Annotated in this window: 22 protein-coding genes and 1 other annotated feature; of the genes, 16 read left to right on the forward strand and 6 right to left on the reverse strand. The window is 38.8% G+C overall.

Annotated features, from left to right (window positions below):
- Positions 1 to 19: 19 nt before the first annotated feature.
- Entirely contained in the window at positions 20 to 784 is a 765-nt protein-coding gene (locus CXF64_RS06305; protein WP_007581382.1) for an outer membrane protein assembly factor BamD, read from the reverse strand.
- A 141-nt stretch (positions 785 to 925) separates the two neighbouring features.
- On the opposite strand from CXF64_RS06305, the gene rluD reads away from it, so the two are divergent.
- From rluD to clpB, 3 genes are all read left to right on the forward strand, one after another.
- On the forward strand, positions 926 to 1903 hold the full coding sequence (rluD, locus tag CXF64_RS06310; RefSeq protein WP_007581384.1) for a 23S rRNA pseudouridine(1911/1915/1917) synthase RluD: 978 nt from the start codon (positions 926 to 928) through the stop codon (positions 1901 to 1903).
- Complete coding sequence (pgeF, locus tag CXF64_RS06315; RefSeq protein ID WP_101216602.1) at positions 1903 to 2634, forward strand: peptidoglycan editing factor PgeF; 732 nt, start codon at positions 1903 to 1905, stop codon at positions 2632 to 2634. The genes rluD and pgeF overlap by 1 nt, the downstream gene beginning before the upstream one ends.
- 97 nt (positions 2635 to 2731) lie before the next feature.
- The gene (gene clpB / locus CXF64_RS06320) at positions 2732 to 5308 is read left to right on the forward strand and encodes an ATP-dependent chaperone ClpB (RefSeq protein WP_024593582.1); all 2577 of its coding nucleotides are present in this window, start codon (positions 2732 to 2734) and stop codon (positions 5306 to 5308) included.
- 86 nt (positions 5309 to 5394) lie between these two features.
- Here the strand turns inward: clpB and CXF64_RS06325 are convergent, their stop codons facing one another.
- A complete protein-coding gene (locus CXF64_RS06325; protein WP_101216603.1) occupies positions 5395 to 6942 on the reverse strand; it encodes a methyl-accepting chemotaxis protein in 1548 nt (515 codons plus the stop codon).
- A 588-nt stretch (positions 6943 to 7530) separates the two neighbouring features.
- Between CXF64_RS06325 and gshA the strand changes: the two genes are divergently transcribed.
- Positions 7531 to 9108, forward strand: coding sequence for a glutamate--cysteine ligase (gshA, locus tag CXF64_RS06330; protein WP_024589412.1), 1578 nt, complete (start codon positions 7531 to 7533; stop codon positions 9106 to 9108).
- A 144-nt stretch (positions 9109 to 9252) separates the two neighbouring features.
- The gene (locus tag CXF64_RS06335; RefSeq protein ID WP_101216604.1) at positions 9253 to 9864 is read left to right on the forward strand and encodes a transglycosylase SLT domain-containing protein; all 612 of its coding nucleotides are present in this window, start codon (positions 9253 to 9255) and stop codon (positions 9862 to 9864) included.
- 48 nt (positions 9865 to 9912) lie between these two features.
- Here the strand turns inward: CXF64_RS06335 and CXF64_RS06340 are convergent, their stop codons facing one another.
- On the reverse strand, positions 9913 to 11181 hold the full coding sequence (locus tag CXF64_RS06340) for an HlyC/CorC family transporter (RefSeq protein ID WP_007581396.1): 1269 nt from the start codon (positions 11179 to 11181) through the stop codon (positions 9913 to 9915).
- Positions 11182 to 11242: 61 nt separating this feature from the next.
- Positions 11243 to 12049: a cytochrome C assembly family protein gene (locus tag CXF64_RS06345; protein ID WP_024589411.1), complete on the reverse strand. Its 807-nt coding sequence runs from the start codon at positions 12047 to 12049 to the stop codon at positions 11243 to 11245.
- Between the two features lie 252 nt (positions 12050 to 12301).
- Here CXF64_RS06345 and ffh point away from each other — a divergent pair, with 252 nt between their 5' ends.
- From ffh to tyrA, 6 genes are all read left to right on the forward strand, one after another.
- Entirely contained in the window at positions 12302 to 13681 is a 1380-nt protein-coding gene (ffh, locus tag CXF64_RS06350) for a signal recognition particle protein (protein ID WP_007581399.1), read from the forward strand.
- 260 nt (positions 13682 to 13941) lie between these two features.
- Positions 13942 to 14190 (forward strand): 30S ribosomal protein S16, encoded by a 249-nt coding sequence (gene rpsP, locus CXF64_RS06355; protein WP_002962192.1) that lies wholly within the window; start codon positions 13942 to 13944, stop codon positions 14188 to 14190.
- Positions 14191 to 14207: 17 nt separating this feature from the next.
- Positions 14208 to 14744 carry a ribosome maturation factor RimM gene (gene rimM / locus CXF64_RS06360; RefSeq protein WP_010554631.1) on the forward strand — a complete coding sequence of 179 codons (537 nt, stop codon included), beginning with the start codon at positions 14208 to 14210 and terminating at the stop codon, positions 14742 to 14744.
- Positions 14744 to 15511, forward strand: a complete 768-nt coding sequence (gene trmD / locus CXF64_RS06365) for a tRNA (guanosine(37)-N1)-methyltransferase TrmD (RefSeq protein ID WP_007581405.1) — start codon at positions 14744 to 14746, stop codon at positions 15509 to 15511. Before rimM ends, trmD begins: the two co-directional genes overlap by 1 nt.
- Positions 15512 to 15544: 33 nt before the next feature.
- Positions 15545 to 15904 (forward strand): 50S ribosomal protein L19, encoded by a 360-nt coding sequence (rplS, locus tag CXF64_RS06370; protein WP_007581406.1) that lies wholly within the window; start codon positions 15545 to 15547, stop codon positions 15902 to 15904.
- A 234-nt stretch (positions 15905 to 16138) separates the two neighbouring features.
- A complete protein-coding gene (gene tyrA / locus CXF64_RS06375) occupies positions 16139 to 17272 on the forward strand; it encodes a bifunctional chorismate mutase/prephenate dehydrogenase (RefSeq protein ID WP_101164063.1) in 1134 nt (377 codons plus the stop codon).
- Positions 17273 to 17397: 125 nt separating this feature from the next.
- On the opposite strand, the gene CXF64_RS06380 is transcribed toward tyrA, so the two are convergent.
- Positions 17398 to 18555, reverse strand: a complete 1158-nt coding sequence (locus CXF64_RS06380; protein ID WP_007581410.1) for a chorismate mutase — start codon at positions 18553 to 18555, stop codon at positions 17398 to 17400.
- A 44-nt stretch (positions 18556 to 18599) separates the two neighbouring features.
- Positions 18600 to 18717 (reverse strand) — a sequence feature (Phe leader region).
- 192 nt (positions 18718 to 18909) lie between these two features.
- Here CXF64_RS06380 and CXF64_RS06385 point away from each other — a divergent pair.
- Positions 18910 to 21924, forward strand: a complete 3015-nt coding sequence (locus tag CXF64_RS06385) for a bifunctional diguanylate cyclase/phosphodiesterase (protein ID WP_021032079.1) — start codon at positions 18910 to 18912, stop codon at positions 21922 to 21924.
- Positions 21925 to 21936: 12 nt separating this feature from the next.
- On the opposite strand, the gene CXF64_RS06390 is transcribed toward CXF64_RS06385, so the two are convergent.
- A complete protein-coding gene (locus CXF64_RS06390; RefSeq protein ID WP_007581414.1) occupies positions 21937 to 22266 on the reverse strand; it encodes a translation initiation factor in 330 nt (109 codons plus the stop codon).
- A gap of 135 nt (positions 22267 to 22401) precedes the next feature.
- Between CXF64_RS06390 and CXF64_RS06395 the strand changes: the two genes are divergently transcribed.
- From CXF64_RS06395 to CXF64_RS06410, 4 genes are all read left to right on the forward strand, one after another.
- The gene (locus CXF64_RS06395) at positions 22402 to 22707 is read left to right on the forward strand and encodes an STAS domain-containing protein (RefSeq protein ID WP_002962948.1); all 306 of its coding nucleotides are present in this window, start codon (positions 22402 to 22404) and stop codon (positions 22705 to 22707) included.
- Entirely contained in the window at positions 22707 to 24356 is a 1650-nt protein-coding gene (locus tag CXF64_RS06400; protein ID WP_101216605.1) for a SpoIIE family protein phosphatase, read from the forward strand. The genes CXF64_RS06395 and CXF64_RS06400 overlap by 1 nt, the downstream gene beginning before the upstream one ends.
- Positions 24357 to 24412: 56 nt before the next feature.
- Positions 24413 to 25072, forward strand: coding sequence for a GAF domain-containing protein (locus tag CXF64_RS06405; protein ID WP_024593588.1), 660 nt, complete (start codon positions 24413 to 24415; stop codon positions 25070 to 25072).
- Positions 25073 to 25152: 80 nt separating this feature from the next.
- Positions 25153 to 26343 (forward strand): amino acid aminotransferase, encoded by a 1191-nt coding sequence (locus tag CXF64_RS06410; RefSeq protein WP_024593589.1) that lies wholly within the window; start codon positions 25153 to 25155, stop codon positions 26341 to 26343.
- Positions 26344 to 26365: the final 22 nt, after the last annotated feature.

The raw sequence follows: 26365 nt of genomic DNA on the forward strand, positions 1-26365 counted from the left end.
TTACTAAGCGCCTTTTTGTTTATTTAGTTCTTTTATTTAGTCTTCGTGTTTGCTTTGCGTGCTCACTAAGCTCAGTTAAACCTAATTGGTCGTAACTTTTTTCCATCATTTCAAGCGCGGGATCTAAGTAACTGCTTTGTGAGTAGTGTTCAACAACAAACTTACCTCTATTAGCAGCAGCTAAATAAGCTTCACGCTCATAATAGTAAGTGGCTACTTTTAATTCATAACGTGCCATACGGTTTAAAAGCCATACTAAACGACGCTTAGCTTCAGGCGCGTAATCACTTTTCGGAAAGCGTTTTACTAGTGTCGATAAATCGGTAAATGCAACACGTGTACGGTTAGCATCACGGTCGGCTCTATCTACACCAAAGTACTCTTGGAACGCATTTTTATCTGCTTTAATGTTTACTAAACCACGCATGTAATACATGTAATCTAGGTCTTTATGGTTTGGATTTAAGCGGATAAAGCGGTCAATGGTTGCAAGTGCTTGTTCAGTATTACCTGATTGGTAATGTGCATACACTAAGTCCATTTGTACTTGTTTAGAGAATGGGCCAAACGGGTAGCGAGAATCTATTGCACTCAAAAGTTCAATTGCGCGAGCATATAAACCAGAATCTAGTGTTTCTTTTGCATCTTCATATAAAGCGTGTGCAGATTTATTCGGTACACGTTGAATGTCTTCTTGGTCTGGAGCAGACGAACAAGCGCCTAAACTAAGTACAGAAACTGAAAAAACAATGGCAAATGCACGTTTCCCTATTTTATTTATCATTTTATTTGTTACCTTCGATGTCTTCGGCTAGGCCAAGTCGGTAAAACCGAGTAAACTATGCGTATTATATTATGCTTTTATTAAAAGCGATTCTAACCCAGTCGAGCAAAGCTTGCACTGGTAAATTGGGTAAAGTTACTAATGTCAGAGCAAATTTCTCTTCAAGCCGACGTTCCAACCGAATTAGGTGGTAAACGTCTAGACCAAGTATTAGCACAATTGTTCCCTGATTATTCACGTTCTCGTATAAAAACGTGGATATTGGATGATAAAATCACCGTAGACGGTGAAATTTTCAACACTCCACGCGAAAAGCTACTAGGTGGTGAAGTTGTAAGTGTTGAAACAACAATTGAAGCACCACGCGAATACGAAGCACAAGATATCAAATTAAACATTGTTTATGAAGACGATGATATTTTGGTAATTAATAAACCAATGGGCCTAGTGGTTCACCCTGGTGCGGGTAATCCTAATGGAACAGTGCTAAACGCATTACTACATTACTACCCTGAAATAATTAACGTACCACGCGCGGGTATTGTGCATCGTTTAGATAAAGACACGACCGGTTTAATGGTTGTAGCTAAAACGATTCCAGCACAAACGCATTTAGTAACAGCGCTACAAAAGCGTGAAAACTTCACGCGTGAATATGAAGCACTGTGTAATGGTACTATGACCGCAGGTGGTATGGTTGAAAAAGCAATTGGCCGCCATCCGACTCAGCGTACGCATATGGCAGTACATGAACTGGGTAAACCGGCAATTACACATTACCGTGTTGCTGAGAAATTCCGTGCTCATACTCGTTTACGTTTGCGCTTAGAAACAGGTCGTACTCACCAGATTCGTGTGCATATGGCACATTTAAATCACCCGCTAATTGGCGATCAATCTTATGGCGGCCGTCCGCGTCCACCTAAAGGCGCAACACCTGAGTTGTTTGAGTTACTTCGTAGCTTTAGACGCCAAGCACTACATGCTGTAAAATTGAGTATTGCGCACCCAATCACGGGTGAAATGATGACATGGCAAGCACCTATCCCAGATGATATGGTTGCTATGACACTCGCATTACGTGAAGATACCAAAGCTAATCCTGATATCGATAGATAATGCACTTATTGTCAGCGACATGGCAAAACCTTCATAAAGTGGGAACGTTAAGTACTACTTGTGGAGGTGGTGTTTCAAAAATCCCATTTAAAAGTTTTAATTTGGGATTCCATGTTGGTGATAATCAAAATCATGTATCAAAAAATCGCTCATTATTAACAAATCTCCTACCTAAACCTGCCGTGTGGCTAAATCAAGTTCATAGCTCTAATGTTGTTATTGTTGATGAACATTTTGATTTTGATGAGTTACACGATGCTGATGCGCTTTATACTCAGTTATTAAATCAGCCTTTGGCTATAATGACCGCCGATTGTTTACCTATTTTATTAGTCAGTGATGATGAAAAAGAAGTTGCAGCTATACATGGTGGCTGGCGAGGGCTTGAGCAGGGAATTATTAAAAATACCTTGGAATGTTTTAGCTCAAAGTGTGAAAATATAAATGCGTGGCTAGGGCCTGCAATTGGGCCAACTCGATTTGAGGTTGGGGCTGAAGTGTTTGAGTTATTTCAAAAAAGGTCCCCTTTATTTATTCACGCATTTACACCACAAGCTAATGGTAAATATCTTGCTGATATCTATGGTATTGCGCGTACTTTACTTACCCAGCAAGGCGTTAAAAATATTACGGGTGGCGACTACTGCACAGTCTCTCAAAGTGACTTATTTTTTTCTTATCGACGAGATGGACAAACTGGACGCATGGCTAGTTTGATCTGGCGCAAGTAATTCACATCTTTAATCATTATATTTCCCCCCTACACCTTGAACAAACACCTAAACATACCCATTAATTAAGCAATTAGATTATTTAATAGGTAACACCATGCGTTTAGATAGATTTACAAGTAAATTTCAATCTGCGCTTTCTGATGCGCAATCGCTAGCCCTTGGTCGCGATCATCAATTTATTGAACCCGTACATTTAATGTATTCATTGCTAAAGCAAAGTGGCTCTAGTGTACGTGCATTATTTGCACAAACGGGTGTCAGCGCTGACGAACTCAACACCAAGCTTTCACAAGAAATAGAAAAATTATTTAAAGTAGAAGGTGTAGGTGGCGACGTCCAGCTATCAAACAATATGGCATCACTTATTAATCTATGTGATAAGTACGCGCAAAAACGCAAAGACAAATATATTTCAAGTGAATTATTTGTACTGGCGGCATGCGATGATAAAGGTCCACTTGGCGATATATTTAGGTCGTTAAATATTACCTCGACTAAAATTGAAACTGCAATTAAAGCGATTCGCGGCGGTCAAAAAGTTGATGACCCAAATGCCGAAGAAACACGTCAAGCGCTTGAAAAATTCACGATTGATCTAACTGAGCGAGCAGAGCAAGGTAAGCTTGACCCCGTTATTGGTCGCGATGACGAAATTCGCCGCACGATTCAGGTACTACAACGTCGTACTAAAAATAATCCTGTATTAATCGGTGAACCAGGTGTTGGTAAAACAGCAATCGCTGAGGGGTTAGCACAGCGTATTATTAATGGTGAAGTACCCGAAGGATTAAAAAATAAGCGCGTACTATCGCTTGATTTAGGGGCGTTAGTTGCGGGTGCTAAATACCGTGGCGAATTTGAAGAACGTTTAAAATCAGTATTAAACGAATTGGCTAAAGAAGAAGGCCAGGTCATTTTATTTATTGATGAAATACATACTATTGTGGGTGCGGGCAAAAGTGACGGCGCCATGGATGCAGGCAATATGTTAAAGCCAGCATTAGCACGCGGTGAATTACACTGCGTTGGCGCAACCACGCTTGATGAATATCGTAAATACATAGAAAAAGACGCAGCTCTTGAGCGTCGATTCCAAAAGGTACTTATTGAAGAGCCATCTGTTGAAGATACCATTGCAATATTGCGTGGTTTAAAAGAGCGATATGAGTTACATCATTCAGTAGAAATTACTGACCCCGCGATTGTTGCTGCGGCGCAGTTATCTCATCGTTATATTAGTGACCGTCAATTACCTGATAAAGCGATTGATTTAATAGACGAAGCAGGCTCTTCAATTCGATTACAAATTGATTCAAAACCAGAATCGTTAGATAAGCTTGAACGCCGTATTATTCAATTAAAACTTGAAGATAACGCGCTAGCGAAAGAAAAAGACGAAGCAAGTCAAAAACGCCGAGCTGAAATGCAAGAGTTGATCACCGATCTTGATGGGCAATACCGTGAGCTAGACGAGATATGGAATGCCGAAAAAGCATCACTTCAAGGCACGCAAGTAATTAAAGCCGAGCTTGAACAGGCAAGATTAGATTTAGATGTAGCGCGAAGAGCAAGTGATTTACAGCGTATGTCAGAGCTGCAATATGGACGAATTCCTGAGCTTGAGCGCAAGCTCGATTTAGCCTCACAAGCCGAAATGCAAGAAATGACCCTGCTTAAAAACCAAGTAGGTGAGGATGAAATTGCTGAAATACTGTCTCGTTGGACAGGTATTCCTGTGGCAAGAATGCTACAAGGTGAGCGTGAAAAGCTACTGCAAATGGAAGATAAGTTACACAGTAAAGTAATAGGGCAAGATGAGGCGGTTGTTGCTGTTTCTAACGCAATACGACGCTCACGTGCAGGGCTTGCAGATCCTAATCGTCCTATTGGTTCTTTCTTATTTTTAGGCCCAACAGGTGTGGGTAAAACAGAGCTGACAAAAGCACTGGCTGGTTTTATGTTTGATACCGAAGATGCCATGGTGCGTATCGACATGTCTGAGTTTATGGAAAAACATTCAGTTGCACGTTTAGTAGGGGCTCCTCCAGGTTACGTGGGTTACGAAGAGGGCGGTTATTTAACTGAGGCAGTACGCCGTAAACCTTACTCAGTGATATTGCTTGATGAAATAGAAAAGGCACATCCTGATGTGTTTAATATTTTACTGCAAGTATTAGATGATGGCCGATTAACTGACGGGCAAGGTAGAACCGTTGATTTTAAAAATACCGTTATTATCATGACCTCAAATTTAGGCTCAGATATTATCCAAGAGCAAGCGGGTAATAATGACTATACGACCCTTAAAGCTAAAGTAATGGAAGTATTAATTAATGAGTTTAGGCCTGAATTTATTAACCGTATAGACGAGACTGTCGTGTTCCACCCTTTAGCAAACGAGCATATAAAAGAAATAGCTGATATTCAGTTAATGAAATTACGTGAGCGTTTAACAGAGATGGGGTATCTGCTTGAAATAAGCGATGCTGCTCTTGAGCGAATTGCAGCAAGTGGGTTTGATCCTGTGTACGGTGCACGTCCGCTTAAGCGTGCTATTCAACAAACGATTGAAAACCCGCTGGCACAAAAGTTACTCAATGGAGACTACTTACCAGGTTGCGTGATCGTTATTGATGCAAATGACGACTCTCTGGTATTTTCCAAGCGTTAATTGTAAATAATTAAACTCAAAAGCCGCTAAAATAGCGGCTTTTTAACGTTTTTTTAACGTTTTTAAACTTTTAAACTTTTAAACTTTTAAACTTTAAAAGTTAGTAATAAATCGTTCACCCTACGTGAACCTTCAACAAGTTCAGCTGCTCCTTTTGCCACATTAAAGCTTAAGCTTAAGTTGTTATCTCCAAAGTCTTTAATTTGCGAAACATTATTACTAATATCATTACTAACCATTTGTTGCTCTTCTGCAGCAGATGATATTTGTATTGCTAAATGAGATATTTCACTGATTTGGATAAAAATCCCCTCTAATTCAACTTGGGTTTTATCGGTTGTCAGCACACAATTATCGGCTTGTGCTTTAGTGCTTTGCATTACTTTAGACCAGCTAAATAAAGTATCTTGTATTTCTTTAATAGAACTGTGGATTTGTGTTGTAGCATTTTGAGTACGTGACGAAAGGGTCCTTACCTCGTCGGCGACTACAGCAAAGCCTCGACCATGTTCTCCTGCTCTAGCTGCTTCAATCGCTGCATTAAGGGCAAGTAAGTTAGTTTGATCGGCAATTCCCTCTATTTCACTCATTACCTTACCAATCTTATCTGCTTCAGAGGCTAAGCTGGTGGCTGTGGTTGCAGCCTTTTCTACTTGAAAAGCTAAATCAGATACCATTTTACTATTATCTGCAATATGGTCTTTTATTTCAGAGCAACTTTGGTGGGTGTTATTCACTTTATCAGCTGTTTGAGCGGTATTTACTGATATTTCACCAATGGTAGAACTCATTTGAGTCATCGCTGATGCAATTTGTTCTAAACGCTCACCTTGCGAAGAAATGCCTTTTTCAGTAAGCGTTGATTGTTTATCTAGATCAGTCGCGATGCCATTAAAGCTTAATGTAGAGTCTTTCATACGGCCAAGAACCGTGCGCAATTTTGCGCTTAGCATTTGCTCTCTATAATCACTTACGCTATGCGGTGTGTGGCCGCTGTAAATATAGCGAGAGATTGAATCGGCTTTTGCTTTTTGTTCGCGCAATATTTTAGGGGTAACAATCAGTTCGTCATAATTTAGCGTAATAACTAAGGCGCACATCAATAGGCTAATTACAGCTAAAGAGATTGATCCCGTAACAGCAATAAAAATCAGCCAAAGTAATAGGCATATAAAAGTAATGCCTTGTCTTATTGTGGTGTGTTCTCGCAGATTAAATGATGACTTATTGGTATTTATTTTGTTGTAAAGAGCGTGTGCACGTTGCTTAAGTTGAGAGCTTGCTTTGGTTCTTACTGATTGATAACCAACAAGTCGGCTATGCTCAAAAATAGGGGTTACAAAGGCATCTACCCAATAATAACGGCCATCTTTACAACGGTTTTTAACCATACCGCGCCACGAGTGTTCTTGTTTTAATGTTGCCCACATTTCTTTAAAGGCCGCTTTTGGCATATCAGGGTGACGAACAATATTATGATGCTGACCGATAAGCTCTTGTGCGCTATAACCTGCTACAGAGCAAAACTCTTGATTGACGTATGTTATTACACCTTTGAGGTCGGTAGTAGAAACAAGCTCTTGTGACTCATCAAAGTATACTTCTTCATTTTTTAAGCTTTTATCATTGTGCATTATGTTTATTATCATCCTTTATTGTTGCTGTCATTATATTGGTTACACACTACAAAGCAAAAAATAGCGTCTTTCCTTTTATGCTCATAAGACAAATAATTGTTTTTATTGATCTAGATCAAATTTAAATATCGAGTAGCTAAATTGAACTCATTTTAAATAAGTTCCGGTCTATTATTTTGGGCTTATATTTTGCGTATTTAATTTATACTTAAATACGCATTTAAAGCATTTGTATAATGCCCAGAGCAATGGCAATATTACGACTTAATATAATGATGTTGGTCATATTAAGCGCATGTATAGAGTGGGTAAATAATTATTAACTTAGAGAAATTATATTGTTCTTAGCAATTTATACCAGTTGCATTAAATAAGTGATCTATTATAGCGCTAAGAAAATAGCACAATAACAAGGCAAAAATTATGACATGTAGTTGTTCTATATGAATAATTTTTAACGCAGTGAGTGCGCTATTTAATGCGATAGAATGATCATATTTTCAATAAAATTGGTATTAATCTTGAGTCTAAGTAATTAGCCCCCATAACCTTATGATTAAGCCACGTGGCCCGAGGAAAGATTTTTTGACAACACATGATTTAGCTAACGCACTTGAAGCGTTATCAGTAAATGAGCACCAACATGCAGTTAAAGGCATTAAACGTGGCATAGAGCGAGAGTCGCTAAGAATACAAGATAATGGTGTTATATCACCTCAAGGTCACCCAAAAGGTGTGGGCAGTGCGTTAACTAACGGCCATATTACAACTGATTTTTCTGAGTCTTTACTTGAATTTATTACTCCAGTTAGTGAATCGTCAACGCAAACGCTTAAGCAATTAAAAGACCTTCAAAAGTTCACTCTAGAAAAAATGGGCGATGAACTACTTTGGCCCATTAGTATGCCGTGTTTTATTGAGCACCAAGACGATATAGTGCTAGCTCAATTTGGTAGTTCAAATACTGGTCAAATGAAAACACTATACCGTGAAGGATTAAAAAATCGCTACGGTAGTATGATGCAAGCAATTGCGGGTGTTCACTTTAATATTTCATTCCCAGATACGCTTTGGCAGTCACTTCATTCGTTACAACAAAGTAATGCAAGCCTTCAAGATTTTATTTCAGAAGGTTACTTATCCCTTATTCGTAACTTTAAACGCGAACTATGGCTAATAAGTTACATGTTTGGCGCATCGCCAGCATTGTGTAACTCATTTTTGCAAGGTCGAAAAACCGACTTACCATTTAAAAAACTAGGTAAAGGCACGCTTTACTTAGAAGTTGGTACAGCACTGCGTTTAGGTAATTTAGGTTATACAAATAGCGCTCAGTCGTCACTACGCGTAATGTATAACTCGTTAGATGAATATGTAGCGGGCCTTAAAAAAGCAATCAACACACCATCAGAAATTTATGGTGATCTTGATGACTACAAGAGTGAAAACCCCAAGCAGTTAAATAAAAATATTCTGCAGATTGAAAACGAATTTTACTCGCCAATTCGTCCTAAGCGTAATGCGAAAAGTGGCGAAACGCCAACGGATGCATTGCTTCGAGCAGGTATTGAATACGTAGAAATTCGCGCATTAGACGTTAACCCGTTTAGCGAAGTTGGTATTGATATTGAGCAAATTCACTTTTTAGATGTGTTTTTAACGTATTGTTTATTAAAAGATTCAGCTCCAATGGATTGGAAAGAACAAGCACGTAGTACTGAAAATCTCGACACAGTAGTAAACCAAGGTCGAGAAGAAGGGCTAATGCTTAACTTTAATAACACACAGCGTAGCCTTCAGTCGTGGGGCGATGAAATATTTACCCAGCTTACTGATGTCGCTAAATGGATGGATAATGCTTATGGTGTTAACTATTACTCAGATACTATAAAGCGCATGGCAACGTGGATACATAATCCAGAGCTTACTTACTCTGGACGTTACGTGTCACAATTGAAAGAGTCTGGTTTAGACAACGGCCACTTTGCACTAGCATTGGCTAGTAAATATAAGCAAAGCCACGCAGACACTGACTACAGCGAGTTTTTAAAGCCTTGGCTGGAACAACAAGTTGTAGAGTCTAACGAAGCACAAGCTGCAATTGAGCAAGCAGATACCCAGTCATTTACCGCGTTTTTAGATGCGTATTTTGACGGTAAATAACCTTGGTATTTAGCAAAATTTAAGCAAAAAAACGCAGCCTAAGTTGGCTGCGTAAATATATTCAGGGATGAATTAATGCTGTACTGCTGCATTCATTGAGTCAGACCCACACTTTTTAAAAAAGTTCTGTGAGATCTTAGAAAAATGAAAACAAATGCAATTATCCTATCTCTCGCCATTACTTTAGCCGGTTGTGCTACAGCGCCTCCAAAGCAACCTAACGATTTATGTAAAATTTTTGAAGAAAAGCCAGATTGGTATTTCGACGCAAAAGATGCACAAGAAAAATGGGGTTCTCCCAAGCATGTACTCATGAGTATGATGTACCAAGAAAGCTCATTTAAGCATGATGCCGCTCCGCCTATGGAGTACTTCTTATGGATAATTCCTACCGGTCGCGCAAGTGATGCCTATGGTTACTCGCAAGCTAAAACACCAACATGGTCTGATTATATTCGTGAAACAGGCAACAACGGTGCTGATAGAGACGACTTTGACGATGCAATCGACTTTATGGCGTGGTTTGTTTATAAAACCCATAAAGTAAATAAAATATCTAAATGGGATGCTTACGCACAATACCTTAATTATCATGAAGGCTGGGGTGGTTATAAGCGTGGCACGTACAAAAAGAAAAAGTGGCTAATGGGTGTTGCGAACAAAGTTAAGCACAGAGCGAGCCGCTATGGCGCTCAATTAAAACACTGCGAAGAAGAGCTTGATAAAGGTTGGTTTGAACGTCTTATATTTGGCTAGATAGTTATTAATGGATATAAAAAAGGAGCCAATTGGCTCCTTTTTTATTTAGCGAGAACGCTTATTCGGCAGTATCTTCACTTGTTTTATCATATTTTCTTTTACTTCGAGTACTTCAATAGGATATCCCGCGATACGCAAACTAATATTTGCATCAGGAATATTCTCCAAGTATTCAACAATTAAACCACTCAGAGTTTTAGGTCCATCGAGCGGAAAATCCCAACCCATTTCTTTATTTAAATCGCGTACGTTAGCGCCGCCATCCACAATACATGAGCCATCAGTTTGTGTTTCTACTTCTTCGCTCGGCGTACGAGTTTGCGTAGTTGTAAAATCGCCAACAACTTCTTCTAAAATATCTTCTAGGGTCACTAGGCCTTGGATGTCGCCATACTCATCTACCACTAAGCCTATGCGTTCTTTAGATTGCTGAAACTTTAATAGCTGAGTATTTAGTGATGTTCCTTCAGGGATAAAGTAAATTTCACGTACAGCTCGTAGCAAAGATGGTTTATCAAATTGCTCTTTTGTAAGTAAACGAAGCGCATCACGTGAGTGAATAAAACCTACTGCATCATCTATATTATCGCGATACAACAACACACGAGTATGTTGTGCATGGGTAAGCTGGCGACTAATTAGTTTCCAATCGTCATTTATATCAATGGCCACAATTTCGTTTCGTGGGATCATAATATCTTCAACGGTTACTTGTTCTAAATCTAAAATTGAAGTCAGCATACTTTGATGACGAGCAGGAATAAGTGCGCCTGACTCATTGAGTACTGTTTTTAATTCTTCTTTACTCATGCTGTGTTCGTCGATTTGAGCAGCACTAATACCAAATAACCGCAGTATACCGTTTGTCATCCAGTTAATAACCACGACAAAAGGAAACATTATTTTAAGTAGCCCTTTTAAAATAATAGAGCTTGGAAAGGCAACTTTTTCAGGATAAAGAGCAGCAAGGGTTTTAGGGGTTACTTCAGCAAATATAAGCACGACTAAAGTTAACACACCTGTAGCTATTGCAATACCGAGGTCACCATAAAGACGAATACCTATAATGGTTGCAACTTGGGCTGCTGCAATATTAACAAGGTTATTACCGATTAAGATTAAACCGATGAGCCTATCTGGACGGCTAAGTAATTTACTGACTCGTTTAGCTGCACGATGATCCTCTTTAGCGAGGTGTCGCAGGCGTATACGATTGATTGACATAATTCCGGTTTCTGAACCAGAAAAATAAGCAGAAAAAAGCACCAAAAAACCTAAAATGATAAATAGGGTACTTGTCGATATGTCGTCCAACGATGGATCCTTTTCTTATAAATCAATGCGTATTAAGCTAGAGTGAGCAAGCAGAGTCAAGTTAAAACTTATTTAGTATCACTTCTTGTATGAAACGGCTGCCAAAATAAGCGAGTGTGAGGACAAATGCAGCGACCATGATTGTAATAACCACCGGTTTACCGCGCCAACCCTTTTTCATATGCCCGATAGCTACAACGGTAAAAATAGCCCACGCAACTAACGATAATATTGTTTTATGAATGAACTCTTTAGCGAACATTCCATCAAGAAATACAAACCCTGAAAGTAATGCAAATGTGAGTAATATAGTGCCTAAATTAAGAAGTTGGTAAAGCTGGCGCTCCACAACCATTAAAGGCGGAAGATGGCTATGCACAATTGCTAAATCTTTACGTTTTAAACGTTTATCAATAAAGTAAAACTGTACACCATATAAAGTGGCGATAATTAAAATACAGTAGGCTAACAAAGATAAAGAGATGTGCGTTACTAAACCCACCTCAATATTAATACTTTGCAATAAAATATGATGAGGAATAAATAAACTGGCAATGGTTAGTAAGGCACCAAAACCATAAACAACGGGCAACAATAAAGTTGCAGGGAATTTTAGCGAGACAGCCGTCACCGAGACCACAATCACCCAGCACGTCAAAAGAGCGACGTTTACGATACTTAAATCTTGACCGTCGGCTCTAAAAACAGAGTTAACTAATAGCAGCATGTGCGCCACTATAGCAACCGTGCTTAAAATAACGGTTACTTTTTGGCTAGGGCCTTGTTGATGAAACAGCCGTGAAAGCACGTGAGACGTTGCTAACACATAAAATAAACTGGCAATAATAGTTAAACTAATAATCAGCATTGTGCTTGGGCCACTTAATTTGAGACAAAATAATCCTTGTTGTTATACAGCCATTGTATTTTATAGCAAAGCAAATGCATAGACCTTAAAAAAAGAAACTCATCAAGGTGCACTTGAACACTATATTGTAAGACGCCATATACGGTATACTACTTTTAATTGAAACTTAATAAGTCAATCTAGGTTAATTGAAAAATCAAATTAATCATAAATATAAATGGATTGATATAAACGTCTTATCGGAACCGTTACATGTTTGAGAACCTCCAAGAACGATTAGGTAAAACCTTAAAAAATATCAGTGGCCGTGGCCGTCTGACGGAAGACAACATAAAAGACACACTTCGCGAAGTGCGTATGGCATTTTTAGAAGCCGATGTGGCATTGCCTGTTGTTCGCGACTTTGTAAAACAAGTTAAAGAACGCGCAGTTGGGGTTGAAGTTACAAAAAGCTTAAGCCCAGGCCAAGTATTTATAAAAATAGTGCGTGAAGAACTAGAAAAAGCAATGGGCGAGGCTAATGAAGAGCTAAGTCTAAATGCGCAACCGCCAGCCGTTGTAATGGTAGCGGGTCTACAAGGTGCGGGTAAAACCACCAGTGTAGCTAAACTTGCTAAGTTTTTAAAAGAGCGAAAAAAGAAATCAGTACTTGTAGTAAGTGCCGATGTTTATCGCCCTGCGGCGATTAAACAGCTAGAAACGCTTGCAGCAGAAGTTGATGTTGATTTCTTCCCAAGTGATATTTCGCAAAAGCCAGTTGATATTGCAACCGCTGCAATTTCTCATGCTAAAAAGAAATTTATAGATGTAGTACTTGTTGATACTGCAGGTCGTCTACATGTTGATAGCAACATGATGGATGAAATTAAAGATCTTCACAAAGCAATCAATCCAATTGAAACCTTGTTCGTTGTTGATGCAATGACAGGTCAAGATGCGGCGAATACAGCTAAAGCATTCGACGAAGCATTACCACTTACCGGTGTTATATTAACAAAAACTGATGGTGATGCGCGTGGTGGTGCTGCTTTATCTATTCGTCACATCACTGGCAAGCCTATTAAGTTTATGGGTGTGGGTGAGCGCACTGACGCACTTGAACCTTTCCACCCAGACCGTATAGCGTCGCGTATTTTAGGCATGGGTGACGTACTTTCATTAATCGAAGAAGTCGAGATGAAAGTAGATAAAGAGCAAGCTGCTAGAGTTGCTGAAAAAGTATTTAAAGGCGCAGGTTTTACTCTTGATGATTTTGCTGACCAATTAAAGCAAATGAAAAGCATGGGTGGCATGATGTCAATGCTTGATAAGCTCCCTGGTATGTCTAACTTACCAGATGCTGTTAAAGGTCAAATGGGTGATAAAACATTTATTCAAATGGAAGCTATTATTAGCTCTATGACTAAAAAAGAGCGTGCACGCCCAGAAATCATTAAAGGTTCGCGTAAAAAACGCATAGCAGCTGGCTCTGGTACACAAGTACAAGAGATTAATAAGTTGCTTAAGCAGTTTACGCAAATGCAAAAAATGATGAAAAAAATGAAAGGTAAAGGCGGTATGACTAAAATGATGCGCGGTATGAAAGGCATGTTACCACCTGGAATGATGGGCGGCGGCGGTCCTAAATTTTAAAAAGTACCATTAAGTTACTTTTTAAAATAATAGCGAATCATATTTAAAGGAGCAAATAGCTCCTTTTTTGTTGAATAAATTATGCATGTAATACACCTTTAACTCTTATTTGTCGTTGAGATCACGGTTTAACCTACTAAACTGCCTTTTTGGTTCACTTCTTACTTGCGTTATTGCCAAAAACTCGTACAATTCCCCAGCTCCCCATTCTGGGGAGTAAATCTTATTAATGAAAACAGTCAATCTTTATAGAGGACGGTATGGTAACTATTCGTTTGCAACGTGGTGGCGCTAAAAAACGCCCTTTCTATCAAATTGTGGTTGCGGATAGCCGTTTCTCGCGTGACGGTCGCTTCATCGAGAAAGTAGGCTTTTTTAACCCAATTGCTTCAGGTCAAGAAGAAAAAATTCGTTTAGATTTACCACGTGTTGAACACTGGGTAGGTCAGGGCGCATCTCTTTCAGATCGCGTAGCTAAGTTAGTAAAAGACGCTCGTAAAGCGGCTTAATAGGCGTAAGTGTAACCATGAGTCAAGAGAACACCTCATCAATAATTGTCGTAGGAAAGCTCGGTGCCCCATATGGTATAAAGGGCTGGCTTAAGGTACATTCATTTACTGATGATCCCGTAGGGATCTTCGATTTCAGCCCGTGGTTGATAGGGCAGCAAGGTAAATGGCAGTCCTTAGAAGTGGTCGACTGGCGTCGCCACAACAAAGGCTTTATCGCTAAATTTGCGCAGGTAAACGACCGAGACGAAGCAATGGCTTATACCCATGCTGAAATCTCAATGGATGCAGCGCATTTACCAGAACTCCCGCAAGGTGAGTTCTATTGGCGAGATCTCATTGGCATGTCTGTTGTAACCGATAAAGGTTATAGCTTAGGCATTGTTGATGACCTGATGGAGACAGGATCAAATGACGTACTGGTTGTTAAAGCAAACAGTAAAGACGCATTTGGTCAAGCTGAGCGTTTGATTCCTTTTTTAACTGATTCAGTTATTAAAGAAGTTAAATACGATGCAAGAGAAATTACCGTAGACTGGGATCCTGGTTTTTAATGACGCAAACTAGTTCATTATGGGTAGGGGTGATAAGCCTTTTTCCAGACATGTTTGACGCTATTACAGACCAAGGTGTTACCGGTCGCGCAGTAAAAAATGGCTTAATTGATTTTAACTGCTGGAATCCGCGAGACTACGCTTTAGATAAGCATAGAACCGTAGATGACCGTCCTTACGGGGGCGGACCTGGTATGTTAATGATGGTTGAGCCATTAAAAAAAGCGATTGCCGAAGCTAAAAAAGCAGCTGGTGATGGTGCTAAAGTAATTTATATGTCCCCGCAAGGGCGCAAACTTGATCAGCAAGGTGCTAGCGAACTCGCTAACTCTAAAAAACTGATTTTGATTGCCGGTCGCTATGAAGGTATAGATGAGAGAATAATAGAATCATATGTTGACGAAGAATGGTCAATTGGTGATTTTATTTTGAGTGGTGGTGAACTACCTGCCATGACATTAATTGACGCAGTAGCGCGATTAGTGCCAGGTGTGTTAGGTCATAACCAGTCAGCAGAACAAGATTCGTTTTCGGATGGCTTGTTAGATTGTCCACACTATACACGACCAGAAACATTGGACGACAAACAGGTTCCTGCTGTATTACTCAGTGGTAACCACCAAGAGATAGCAAAATGGCGGCTTATGCAGTCATTAGGCAGAACTTGGTTACGACGTCCTGACTTGTTGCATAACCTAGCTCTGACTGAGGAGCAAGCGGTATTACTCGCGAAATTTCAGCAAGAGTACCAAAAAGCTTGTGGCTAGAAGACAGTTACACCTAGGAAAGTGAGAAACATAATGGCAAAAGTAAACCAAAATATTATTAAAGCGCTTGAAGATGAGCAGCTTAAAACAGACGTACCTGCATTTGGCCCTGGTGATACAGTGGTTGTACAGGTAAAAGTAAAAGAAGGTGCTAAAGAGCGTCTACAGGCCTTTGAAGGTGTTGTAATCGCTAAGCGTAATCGTGGTCTTCACTCAGCATTCACAGTTCGTAAAATCTCGAACGGTGAAGGCGTTGAGCGTGTATTCCAAACGCACAGCCCTCTTATTGATAGCGTAACAGTTAAGCGTCGCGGTGCAGTTCGCCGTGCTAAGCTTTACTATCTACGTGAGCGTTCTGGTAAATCTGCACGTATTAGAGAAAAACTTAACTAATACGCGCTGTTTATCAACGCAAAAAAACGGGTTGCATCCTTCGGGTTGCAACCCGTTTTGGTTTTAGAATATTATTTCTCAATTCTCAATTCTCAATTCTCAATTCCTCATTAGTAAAATTTCCGCTTTAGCCTTTTCTCAGTTAGCTGATCCTGTTAGTATTTATCGTATTGATTAGTTTACTTTTATGTAAATTTATATTTACGTTATTTGGTTTTTTAAGGTGGGACGAACGTGGCTGACATAAGTGATTTAGCACAGCTAAGAGAAGGTATAGATGAATGCGATGCACAACTTGTTGCCTTACTCGCTAAACGTAATGGTATTACGCAAAAAATTGGTGAGATAAAACAACAAACAGGCGCACCTTTACATGCACCTGCCCGTGAAGCAGAGCTATTAGCGGCAAGACGACAAGAAGCAATAAATCAAAATGTAAGCCCAGATCTCGTTGAAGATATACTTAGACGCATGATGCGAGAAGCCTATCAAAACCAACAAGCAAAACTTGCATGCGCAGCGCCAGAGCTTTCGCCAATTGTAATTGTGGGTGGTCAAGGCGCCATGGGCCAGTTATTTGCACAGCAGTTTATTCGCTCAGGTTACGAAGTTAAAATTTTAGATAAAGATCAGCAAAACGATGCGAAAAGTATTTTAAAAGGTGCCAAGCTGGTAATGATTAGCGTACCTATTAATGCATTGGACGTTGTCGTTGCTAAGTTACCTAAACTAGATGATGACTGTTTACTTGTAGATATTACATCGGTAAAGCAATCGCCTATTAAAGCACTAAAAGCTGCGCATAGTGGCCCTGTGGTTGGTTTACATCCTATGTTTGGGCCTGATATATCACACTGGGTAAAACAAACAGTCGTTGTATGTGAAGGACGAGAGCACCAAGCGGCAAAAGGCTTGCTACAACAGTTACAAGTATGGGGTTGTCAGCTTGTTGAGCTTGATGCTAAAAAGCATGATGAAGCAATGCAAATTATTCAGGTAATGCGCCATTTAACGACATTTGTGTACGGACAATTTCTAGCAAAACAAAGTCATACACTAGAAGAATTACGTAGCTGCTCGTCACCTATATATCAATTAGAACTGATGATGGTAGGGCGTTTATTTGCACAGTCGCCTGAGCTGTACTCAGATATTATGCTAGCACAATTCGATGATGTAGAAACCTTACTTGCACAGTACCAAGATACCTTTGCAAGTACATTAGCAAAATTAAAAGCGGGAGATAAAGCCGCGCTTATTGATTCTTTTGCTGAGGCGAAAGTTTACTTTTCTGACTCGACAGAACACTTTTTAACGCAAAGCCGAAGCTTATTAAATAAAGCGAATGATTCAAAAGTTTTAGATTAATATTTGTTATACCGTTTGCTTAAGTGGGGATTTAATTCGTTAAATTGCTAAAATATTTATGCAGACTGGTACTAGTTAACGAAAAAGGGCCGATATCGGCCCTTTTTGATTTGTAAAATTGCTTATTAAGTATTAACGCTTACTGCCTGTAGTGACTCGCTTTGGTAGCATCCTAAAATACGTACATATTGGGTGTGCTCTTTAAGTTCTTCTAGCGCTTCTTTTACTTGGCTTTCAGCTAAGTTTGCTTCTAGGTCAACATAAAAAACTTCTTCCCACGGATTGCCCGGAGTAGGGCGAGATTCAAGTTTTACTAAATTAATCTTATGCTGCTTAAAAATCATTAACGCATCGGCTAGTGAGCCCGCTTGTTGTTTTGTCGACATGATCAAACTAGTTTTAGTTGGAATTTGGTTAGACACTTGTAGAGGCTTACGTGCAACAACAATAAAGCGGCTATGGTTTTCGCTTTGATTAGCTAGGTTTGATTTAATAACCTCAAGCCCTACGTTTTTCCCCGCTTGTGCAGAGCCAATTGCAGCACTGTATGGAGTGTTCAGAGCTGATTGTAGCGCGCTTGATGTTGAGTCACATGTTTCGTGTTGTAAATCACCTAAGCCCTGTAAAAAACGGCTGCACTGCGCAAATGGTTGTGGGTGTGCAAATATTTTTGTTAGTTGACTAAGTTCAGTATCAGGGTTGGCGAGTAAGCAATGCTCTACACTGTGAGTTACTTCTCCAACAATAGACACTTGCGCGTGCTGTAATAAGTCAAACACCTCGTTAATACTGCCAGAGCTTGTGTTTTCAATGGGTAATAAACCAAAATCAGCTTGTCCGTTTTCTACTTTACCTGTTATTTCGTCAAACGATGTACAGCCAATTTCAACTAATTTCCCCGGGCGGCGGCTAAAATATTTATGGCATGCTAGTTGGCTATAAGAACCCTGACCACCTAAGTAAGTTACACGGTGTGTTTCACTAAGGGCATCTGGATTCAGGTTTTTTTGTAGCATTGCTTGTTGGTGTAAAACTGAGTCTTCCAAAATAGTTTGAAAAACATTATTCACGTAGTAAGCATCCAAACCTAGTGATTTACCATAACCAATCAGTTTCTCTAAAAGTGCGAGTTCACGTGCTTCATCGCGAATTGGCTTGTTGTTAGCAATTTTATACTCAACCACACCGTGGCTAATACGACGACGTTTAGCTAATAACACGAGTAAATCGGAGTCTATTTCATTTATATCGTGTCTTAGTGCATTTAATACATCATTTGTCATTTTGGTATCCTCATTCCAAAAGTAGGCTGTTATTACACAGCAAAAACAAAAAAGCCTCCCGGTTGGGAGGCTTTACTATTCGATTGATTTTATCTCACAAACAGGGAAGCCTCTTCTATATAAAGAAGCTAAAAAACGAAAAAAAAGTGCGAGAGATAAATATGTTCATGCAGTTAATGTATGGAGAGTTGCTACCAATGTCAATAAAGATCTAAATAAGCTTAGAGTACTATTTATTTCCCTATATTAGTTTTTATAGAAAGTTTACAAATAATTTATAAATATGAATGCGGATCTGGTATATTTCGTTAACTGGTTCAAATAATAACAATTATTAATAATTAAGGTTGACCCGTGGTTTACAGACGCCCTCCATCGCGTTTTGGATTGAATTCTTTAAGTGTAAAACTATCGCTACTCATATCTGCTATTTGCTTAATAGCTGGGGTATGTGCGGCTGCCTTAATGCTTAAATCTGAAGAGAAACAACTCGTTTTTGAAGAACACGAAGTTTTAAAAAGCTCGACAGATTTATTAGTGAAGCAATTTAATGAGCGCATTAAAACAAAAGTAAATATTGCTCAGCAAGCTAATAACGTAGTAACACAACAACTTTTTCAACCCAATTCACCAATTAATTTAAGCAATAAATCACAGTTACAATTTAATAGTGACGGTACGATTCGAAGTGCCTCTGCTGATGGTTTATCAGCAGCATTTTTACCACAGCAAAATTACTCTCCTTTTTATAAACGCCTATTTAATGATTCTGAGATGCTGTGGCGTATAATTTCTCCTACACTGGTACACGACTTTTTTAACTTTTATCTAATAACAGATGATGATTTTATTCGTGTTTCTCCCCCTAATTGGGCATTAAACGCACCTGCCGACTTTAGAGCAACGAATGGCTCAACTTATAAATCGATTAAAAGTACGCTTGAAACAGTAAGAGAACCAGCATGGTCAAAAGTCTATTACGATACAGTATGGCGCAAATGGGTTATTAGCTTACTAGTGCCAGTTTATGTCGATAATGAGTTTTTAGGTGTGACGGGGAGCGATATTTCCCTCAACAAACTTATTTCGTTTTTACCTGTTGGTGATAAAGAAAAACACCTACTTGTGTTTGATAGTAAAGGGCAATTGTTAGCACACCCAGACTTAAATCCGACCTTACTAGCCGACTATGGTAGTGATAATAAAGCACTCGCTACTAATGAATTTGTAAACCCAGCACTGCAGTCGATTATTGATGATGTAATTGCGGTGAAATTACCTGAATACGCAAATTCGTTTGAAAAAAATGACGAAGCTCATATTATCAATATTCGTAAGATTGATGACTTAGATTGGTACATAGGGGTATATAAAAAGCGTTCATCGACGTTATCTGCATTACAAGATTTAAAACTGAAGTTTTTTGGCCTCTTTATTTTATACGCAATATTAGTTGCCTTATTGCTGCATCAAGCGCTTTATCAACTAGTCCTTCGCCGTTTACATACTTTGGTTTATGCAGTTACAAGTTTTGGCAAAGGTCAATTAACTACAGAATTTCCACCAGAAAACAAAGATGAAATTGGCACGCTTAATGGCTCATTTAGAGACATGACGGTAGAAATTCGCAAACTTATCGATGGCTTAAACCAGAGAATTACAGAAAAAGAAATTGCTGAAAAAGCAGCTAACCGTTTATCTAAAGCGGTAGCATTCTCGGGCACTGGCGTTGTGATCACCGATGAGAATTTTGTAATTGAATACGTAAATCCAAAAATGCTCGAAATGACAGGCTACCCAGAAAGTCATTTTAATAGAGCACCATTACTTAATATTATTGCCTCAGAAATGTCTATTTTAGTTGAAGATATAGACATAGATTTACGCAGCCGTAATTACTGGCGCGGTGATACATTAATTCAAGGCTTGAATAAAGAGCCAATTTGGGTGTCTTTAAGTGTTTCGCCAATTCGTGAAGAGGGCGGTGAAATAACCAGCTATGTAGCATCTGCACAAGACATTTCTTTTGTAAAAGAAAGCCAGCGTAAAATGGAGCAGCTTGCTTACTTTGACACCCTTACTGGCCTTGCCAACAGAACGTTTTTTAGAATGCAATTGCGTAAATCAATGGCATTAGCAGAACGCGGGCATTATGCATTTGCTTTGTTTTACTTTGATTTAGACGAATTTAAACGTATTAACGATACATTAGGCCACGATGCCGGCGATCAATTATTAATTGAAGTGGCAAACAGACTTAAAAAACGTTTACGAGCCGAGGACACCATAGCGCGCTTAGGTGGTGATGAATTTGCAGTATTACTCAGTGGTATAGAAAGCCAAGCTCACGCGACTGATGTTGCCAATACAATTCAAAAAACACTGAATGTGCCTATAAAACTAGGTAGTAATGAAGTTATTGTGAGCGCGAGTATTGGTATTACAATGGCTCCGTACGATAGCCTAGAAGAAGATCAGTTATTAAAACATGCTGACTTAGCAATGTATGAGGCAAAAGCAAAAGGGCGTAATACATTCCATTTTTATAGCCAAGAATTGAACGCAGCTGCTAATGAGCGTTTATTTATTGAAAATGAGCTACGTATAGGACTAAAAGAAAAACAGTTTGTAGTTTACTACCAACCTCAAGTTGATAGTCGTACTCATCAGGTCATTGGCTATGAAGCGTTATTAAGATGGTTCCACCCAACTGAAGGCGCAATCCCTCCAGATAAATTTATTCCTATTGCAGAAGCGACAGGCCTTATAGTTGAATTAGGCGAATGGGTGCTTCAAGAGTCTTGTGATTTTGCCGTAAGATTAACAAAGCAAGGCTTAGAAAATAATATATCGATAAACTTATCGGCTCGCCAGTTCAAAGACTCAAGCTTAGTCTCAACACTGAGTAAAATGATAATTAGGACGGGTGTTTCGGCTAAGCGCCTTCACTTAGAGCTGACTGAAAGTATGCTAATGGGAAATGTAGAAGCTGCAATTACACAACTCCACGAGCTTAAAGCCTTAGGTATATCTATTTCTATTGATGATTTTGGTACTGGCTATTCGTCACTCAGTTACTTAAAACGATTCCCGGTTGATATATTGAAAATTGACCGTTCATTTGTAAAAGATATCCCTGAGGATACAAATGATATGGAAATCACTGCCGCTATTATTGCCATGGCGCAAAAGTTAAAGCTAGACGTGGTCGCAGAAGGGGTTGAGACAATAGAGCAGATGCAGTTTTTACAAAATAATAATTGCTTCATTGTACAAGGCTATTATTTTAGTAAACCAATTGCTGAGCACGAACTGCCAAAATTGTATGAAAGGTTAAATGAACTCTCAAATAGCGAAGTAAGTAGTTAATAAAATTGCGGGTTAACCACCCGCAATTTTAACTTTAAATTTTAACGCTTCTAAAATGGCTTTTAGTTTATCGCGGTCATCACCTTGCACTTCAATAATGCCTTCTTTTACTGCGCCGCCTTGGCCCATTTTGCTTTTTATAGTTTTAGCTAACTTTTTTAAATCATGATCTTTTGGATCAATGCCTACAACTAACATTACGCCTTTGCCTTTACGTCCTTTTGTTTGACGCTCAATGCGAATAAAACCATCTTTAAAAAGCTTAGCTTCTAACTCTTTTTCTGGTTTTGGCTGGTCAATGCGACCCGTACTTGTTGAATATACTAAGTGACTATCACTCATACCTTACCTTTATGGATAAAAATTAATTAAATATTGGCGTAAATGATAGCAAATTTGAAGTTGTGTGTTTTTCTTTTTGCTAAATACTTTTAACAGGTTATATTTAGTTCAAAGGAAATATTATTGGAGTTTAATATGAGTTTAACTAAGAATGAATCAGTCGATGGCACTACATTAACAATACAAATCAAAGGTAAATTTGACTTTAATTTAGTGCAATCTTTTCGCCAAGCTTATGCTCAAATGAGCGAAAAAACAGTAAAGGTTATTATCGATTTAAGAGAGACTGACTACATGGATAGCTCAGCACTTGGCATGTTACTTAACATGAAAAAAACAATTGATAGCCAAGTGAAAACTATTGAAATAAGCAATTGCCAACCTCAGCTTAGAAAAATTCTACAAATTTCACGTTTTGATAAAAAGTTTGATATTAGCTAATGATACATGTGTTAATTGTGGATGATCAGGCGCTCAATCGCATTTTACTAAGTAAAATGCTTGAGCAAGAGGGTTATAAAATATCAGTGGCTTATAACGGGCTAGATGCACTTAATGTACTTAAAAGAGAGCAAATAGACGTTGTTTTACTTGATGTTTTAATGCCTGTAATGGATGGTTTTGAAGCTGCTGAAAAAATAAAGCAGCAGTATAGTGAAGTTTACTTACCGATTATTTTTATAACCTCCTTAGAAGATCAAGCAAGTTTTGAGCGCTGCCTCGAAGTGGGTGGCGATGACTTTATTCATAAACCATTTGAAAAAGTTATTCTGCATGCAAAAATTAAAGCACATATTCGCACCAGAGAGCTGAGTAAAAAAGCAAACCAACAAAAGAAACTACTTGAATATCATCATAATCAAATTGAACGTGAACACGAAATAATTGAGCATATTTTTAATAACTCATTAGAAAACCAAGGTAAGTTTAAAGAGTATTTAGATTTTAATTTATCACCGGCCTCTATGTTTAACGGCGATATGTTTTTAGTAGCGCAAAGCCCAATCGGTAATTTGTATTGCATGTTGGGAGATTTTACGGGCCATGGCCTTGCTGCAGCTATTGGTGCATTACCAACTTCTCGTGTGTTTTATACTATGGTACAAAAAGGCATGGCGGTTAACGATATTGCCTGTGAGCTAAATACACTACTGTACAACCTACTACCTGGGCATATGTTTTGTGCTGCAACCATTATAGAGCTTAGTGCATCAGGTAAAAGTGTTTCTGCATGGATGGGCGGCTTACCCGATGCCTACCTAATAGATAAAGACGGTAATGTAAAACAAACATTAGAATCGCAGCATATGGCGCTGGGGATTTTAGATGAACAAGAATTTGAATATGAAGTTATTCATTTTGAAACAAATAGTAATACACGCCTAGTATTAGCAACCGACGGTATTATAGAAACGGCAAACAAAGAGGATATATTTTTTGGGGAAGAGCGTTTTTTACAAACCTTAAAAAGTAAATCGATGATTAGTAGTGAAGACATAGTTGCTAATGTTACTAAGTTTGCAGATGGTACTAAGCAGCAAGACGATTTAAGCATTGTTTTACTAAACTGCCTGCCTTTAATTCCTGAGGAACAAGAGCTAGAAGCATTTTCTACTTTAGCTTTTAATTTGTCTTTGAGCTTAAACTCAGAGCAAATAAAAAAAACAGACCCCGTTTACGACGTCGTTAATATTTTAAGCAGTGTTGAGGGGCTAAATACTCATCGTTCTAATATATTTTTACTGTTGTCTGAGGCTTACAACAATGCGCTTGATCATGGTGTATTAGGCCTTAACTCAGAAATTAAAAAACAAGAGGACGGCTTTTTTCGATATTACGAGTTGAGAGAGGCAGCCCTTGCTAAACTTACAGATGCCATGATTATTATTGATATGCGCTATTGCCCCGACACGCTCAGTTTATATTTTATTATTTGTGATTCAGGTCGAGGGTTTAGTAGTAAGCACGATGAGTTGGCAAAGGCTAATAACGAATTTGGCAGAGGGGTGTCTTTATTAGAAGAAATAGCCGAAAAAGTCACTTATAACGCCAGTGGTAACCAAGTTGAAATGTGCTACAAGTTGAGCTAGCTCTGTAAAAATATCCATGCTATTATTCTCGAAACTTTAGATGTATGGATGGCCAAATGATTTCTTCTTACTTAAAACAAGCACAACTTAGTGCTAATCCAGCTTTGATTTCAACAGAGCTTGAAAAGCTTGATCTACATTTAGCAAACACTGCTTTGCCTGATGTGTGTTGGGAGTATCAAATACCAGAGCTTGGCGAGGGCGGTGCATGTAGTTTATTTGGTTACTTACAAGATGAGCCATTCAAATTAACTGACTATATTAAAAATGATGAGCAAACACAGTTTAAGCTGGCTACTTTACAAAGTATTGTAAGCTACATTGAGCAGCAAACAGGCGTTGATTGGTATGGTATTTATCAATCAACTAATACCCCCGAAGGTAATCAACTATTAAAATTGGCTTATCATGGTGCGCCTAGTCGTCCGTTGTTTCCTTTAACGCAAGCATTTGCGGCTGGCAGTAACAACGTACAGGTTGCGCTATCTCACAAGGGCCGCATTATTAATAACGTTGAGGCGTATTTATCACAAGGTGGTGAATACTACACATGCGATCCTAAAGTTAAATCAGAAACCTGCCTACCTTTATTTAATGCACAAAATGAATGTGTTGGTATTGTAGATGCAGAAGCCTTTAAAAATGATTTTTTTGATGAAAAGACGCTTGCCGTTTTAATTGCATGTTGTATTAAAATTCCTCACTTTCTAGTGTAAATAACGCTAGTCAATATGATGTGCTTTTATGTTAAGCTTAGCTTAACAGCTAACCCCTAAATAACGATAAGAGATAGCCAATGTTCTCAGTATTAAAACCATTACCAACAGATCCTATTCTTGGCCTTATGGCGGCCTATAAACAAGATACAAACCCTAATAAAATTGATTTAGGTGTAGGTGTCTACAAAGATGAGCAAGGCAATACACCGGTTCTTAAAGCGGTTAAAAAAGCTGAAGCGTTTCGTCTTGAAAACGAAATGAGCAAATCTTACATTGGTTTAGCGGGTAATTTAGATTACTGCCAAAAAATGGAGCAGTTACTATTAGGTGAGCATCAAGTATTACTAGCTAACCGCGTACGTACCGCGCAAGCTCCTGGTGGTACGGGTGCACTTCGTGTTGCAGCTGAATTTATTAAACGTTGTAATACAGACGCGACTGTTTGGGTAACTAACCCAACATGGGCTAACCATATTAGCTTGTTTGAAGCTGCAGGCTTAACAGTAAAAGAATACCCATATTACGATTACGAAAATAAAGATTTATTGTTTGATGAAATGATCAACACACTTAAACAAGTGCCTAAAGGTGATGTGGTTTTACTGCATGCATGTTGTCATAACCCAAGCGGTATGGATTTAAACGAAACACAGTGGAACACGGTTGCCGAACTGGCAAAAGAAGTTGGCTTTACACCACTTGTTGATATTGCGTACCAAGGCTTTGGTGCCTCACTTGAAGACGATGCACGTGGCTTACGTATTTTAGCCGATGCAGTGGAAGAGCTAATTATTTGTTCTTCATGTTCTAAAAACTTTGGCTTATACCGCGAGCGTATTGGTGCATGTTCACTAATTGCAAAAGACAGCGCAACAGCAGATATTTCAAACTCTGTAATGCTAAGCGTTGTACGTAGTATTTACTCAATGCCGCCAGCGCATGGTGCTGACATTGTTAATACTATTTTAAGCAGTACAGAGCTTACACAATTGTGGCACTCTGAGCTTGATGAAATGCGTAGTCGTATAAATGGCTTACGTAGCTTAATTAAAGAAAGCTTAGCAACTAAAGATATTGCTCAAGACTTCTCATTTATTGAACGCCAAAACGGTATGTTTTCTTTCTTAGGTATTAATAAAGAGCAAATTGCTCGCCTACAAAAAGAATACGGCATTTACATTGTTGGCTCTAGCCGCGTAAATGTTGCAGGTGTTAGTCATTCAAATATTGAATACTTTTCAAATGCTGTAGCTGACGTTTGTAAATAAACGTATTTAATATAAAAAACCG

The organism is Pseudoalteromonas sp. GutCa3 (assembly GCF_002836155.1).
Taxonomy (GTDB): Bacteria; Pseudomonadota; Gammaproteobacteria; order Enterobacterales; family Alteromonadaceae; genus Pseudoalteromonas; species Pseudoalteromonas arctica.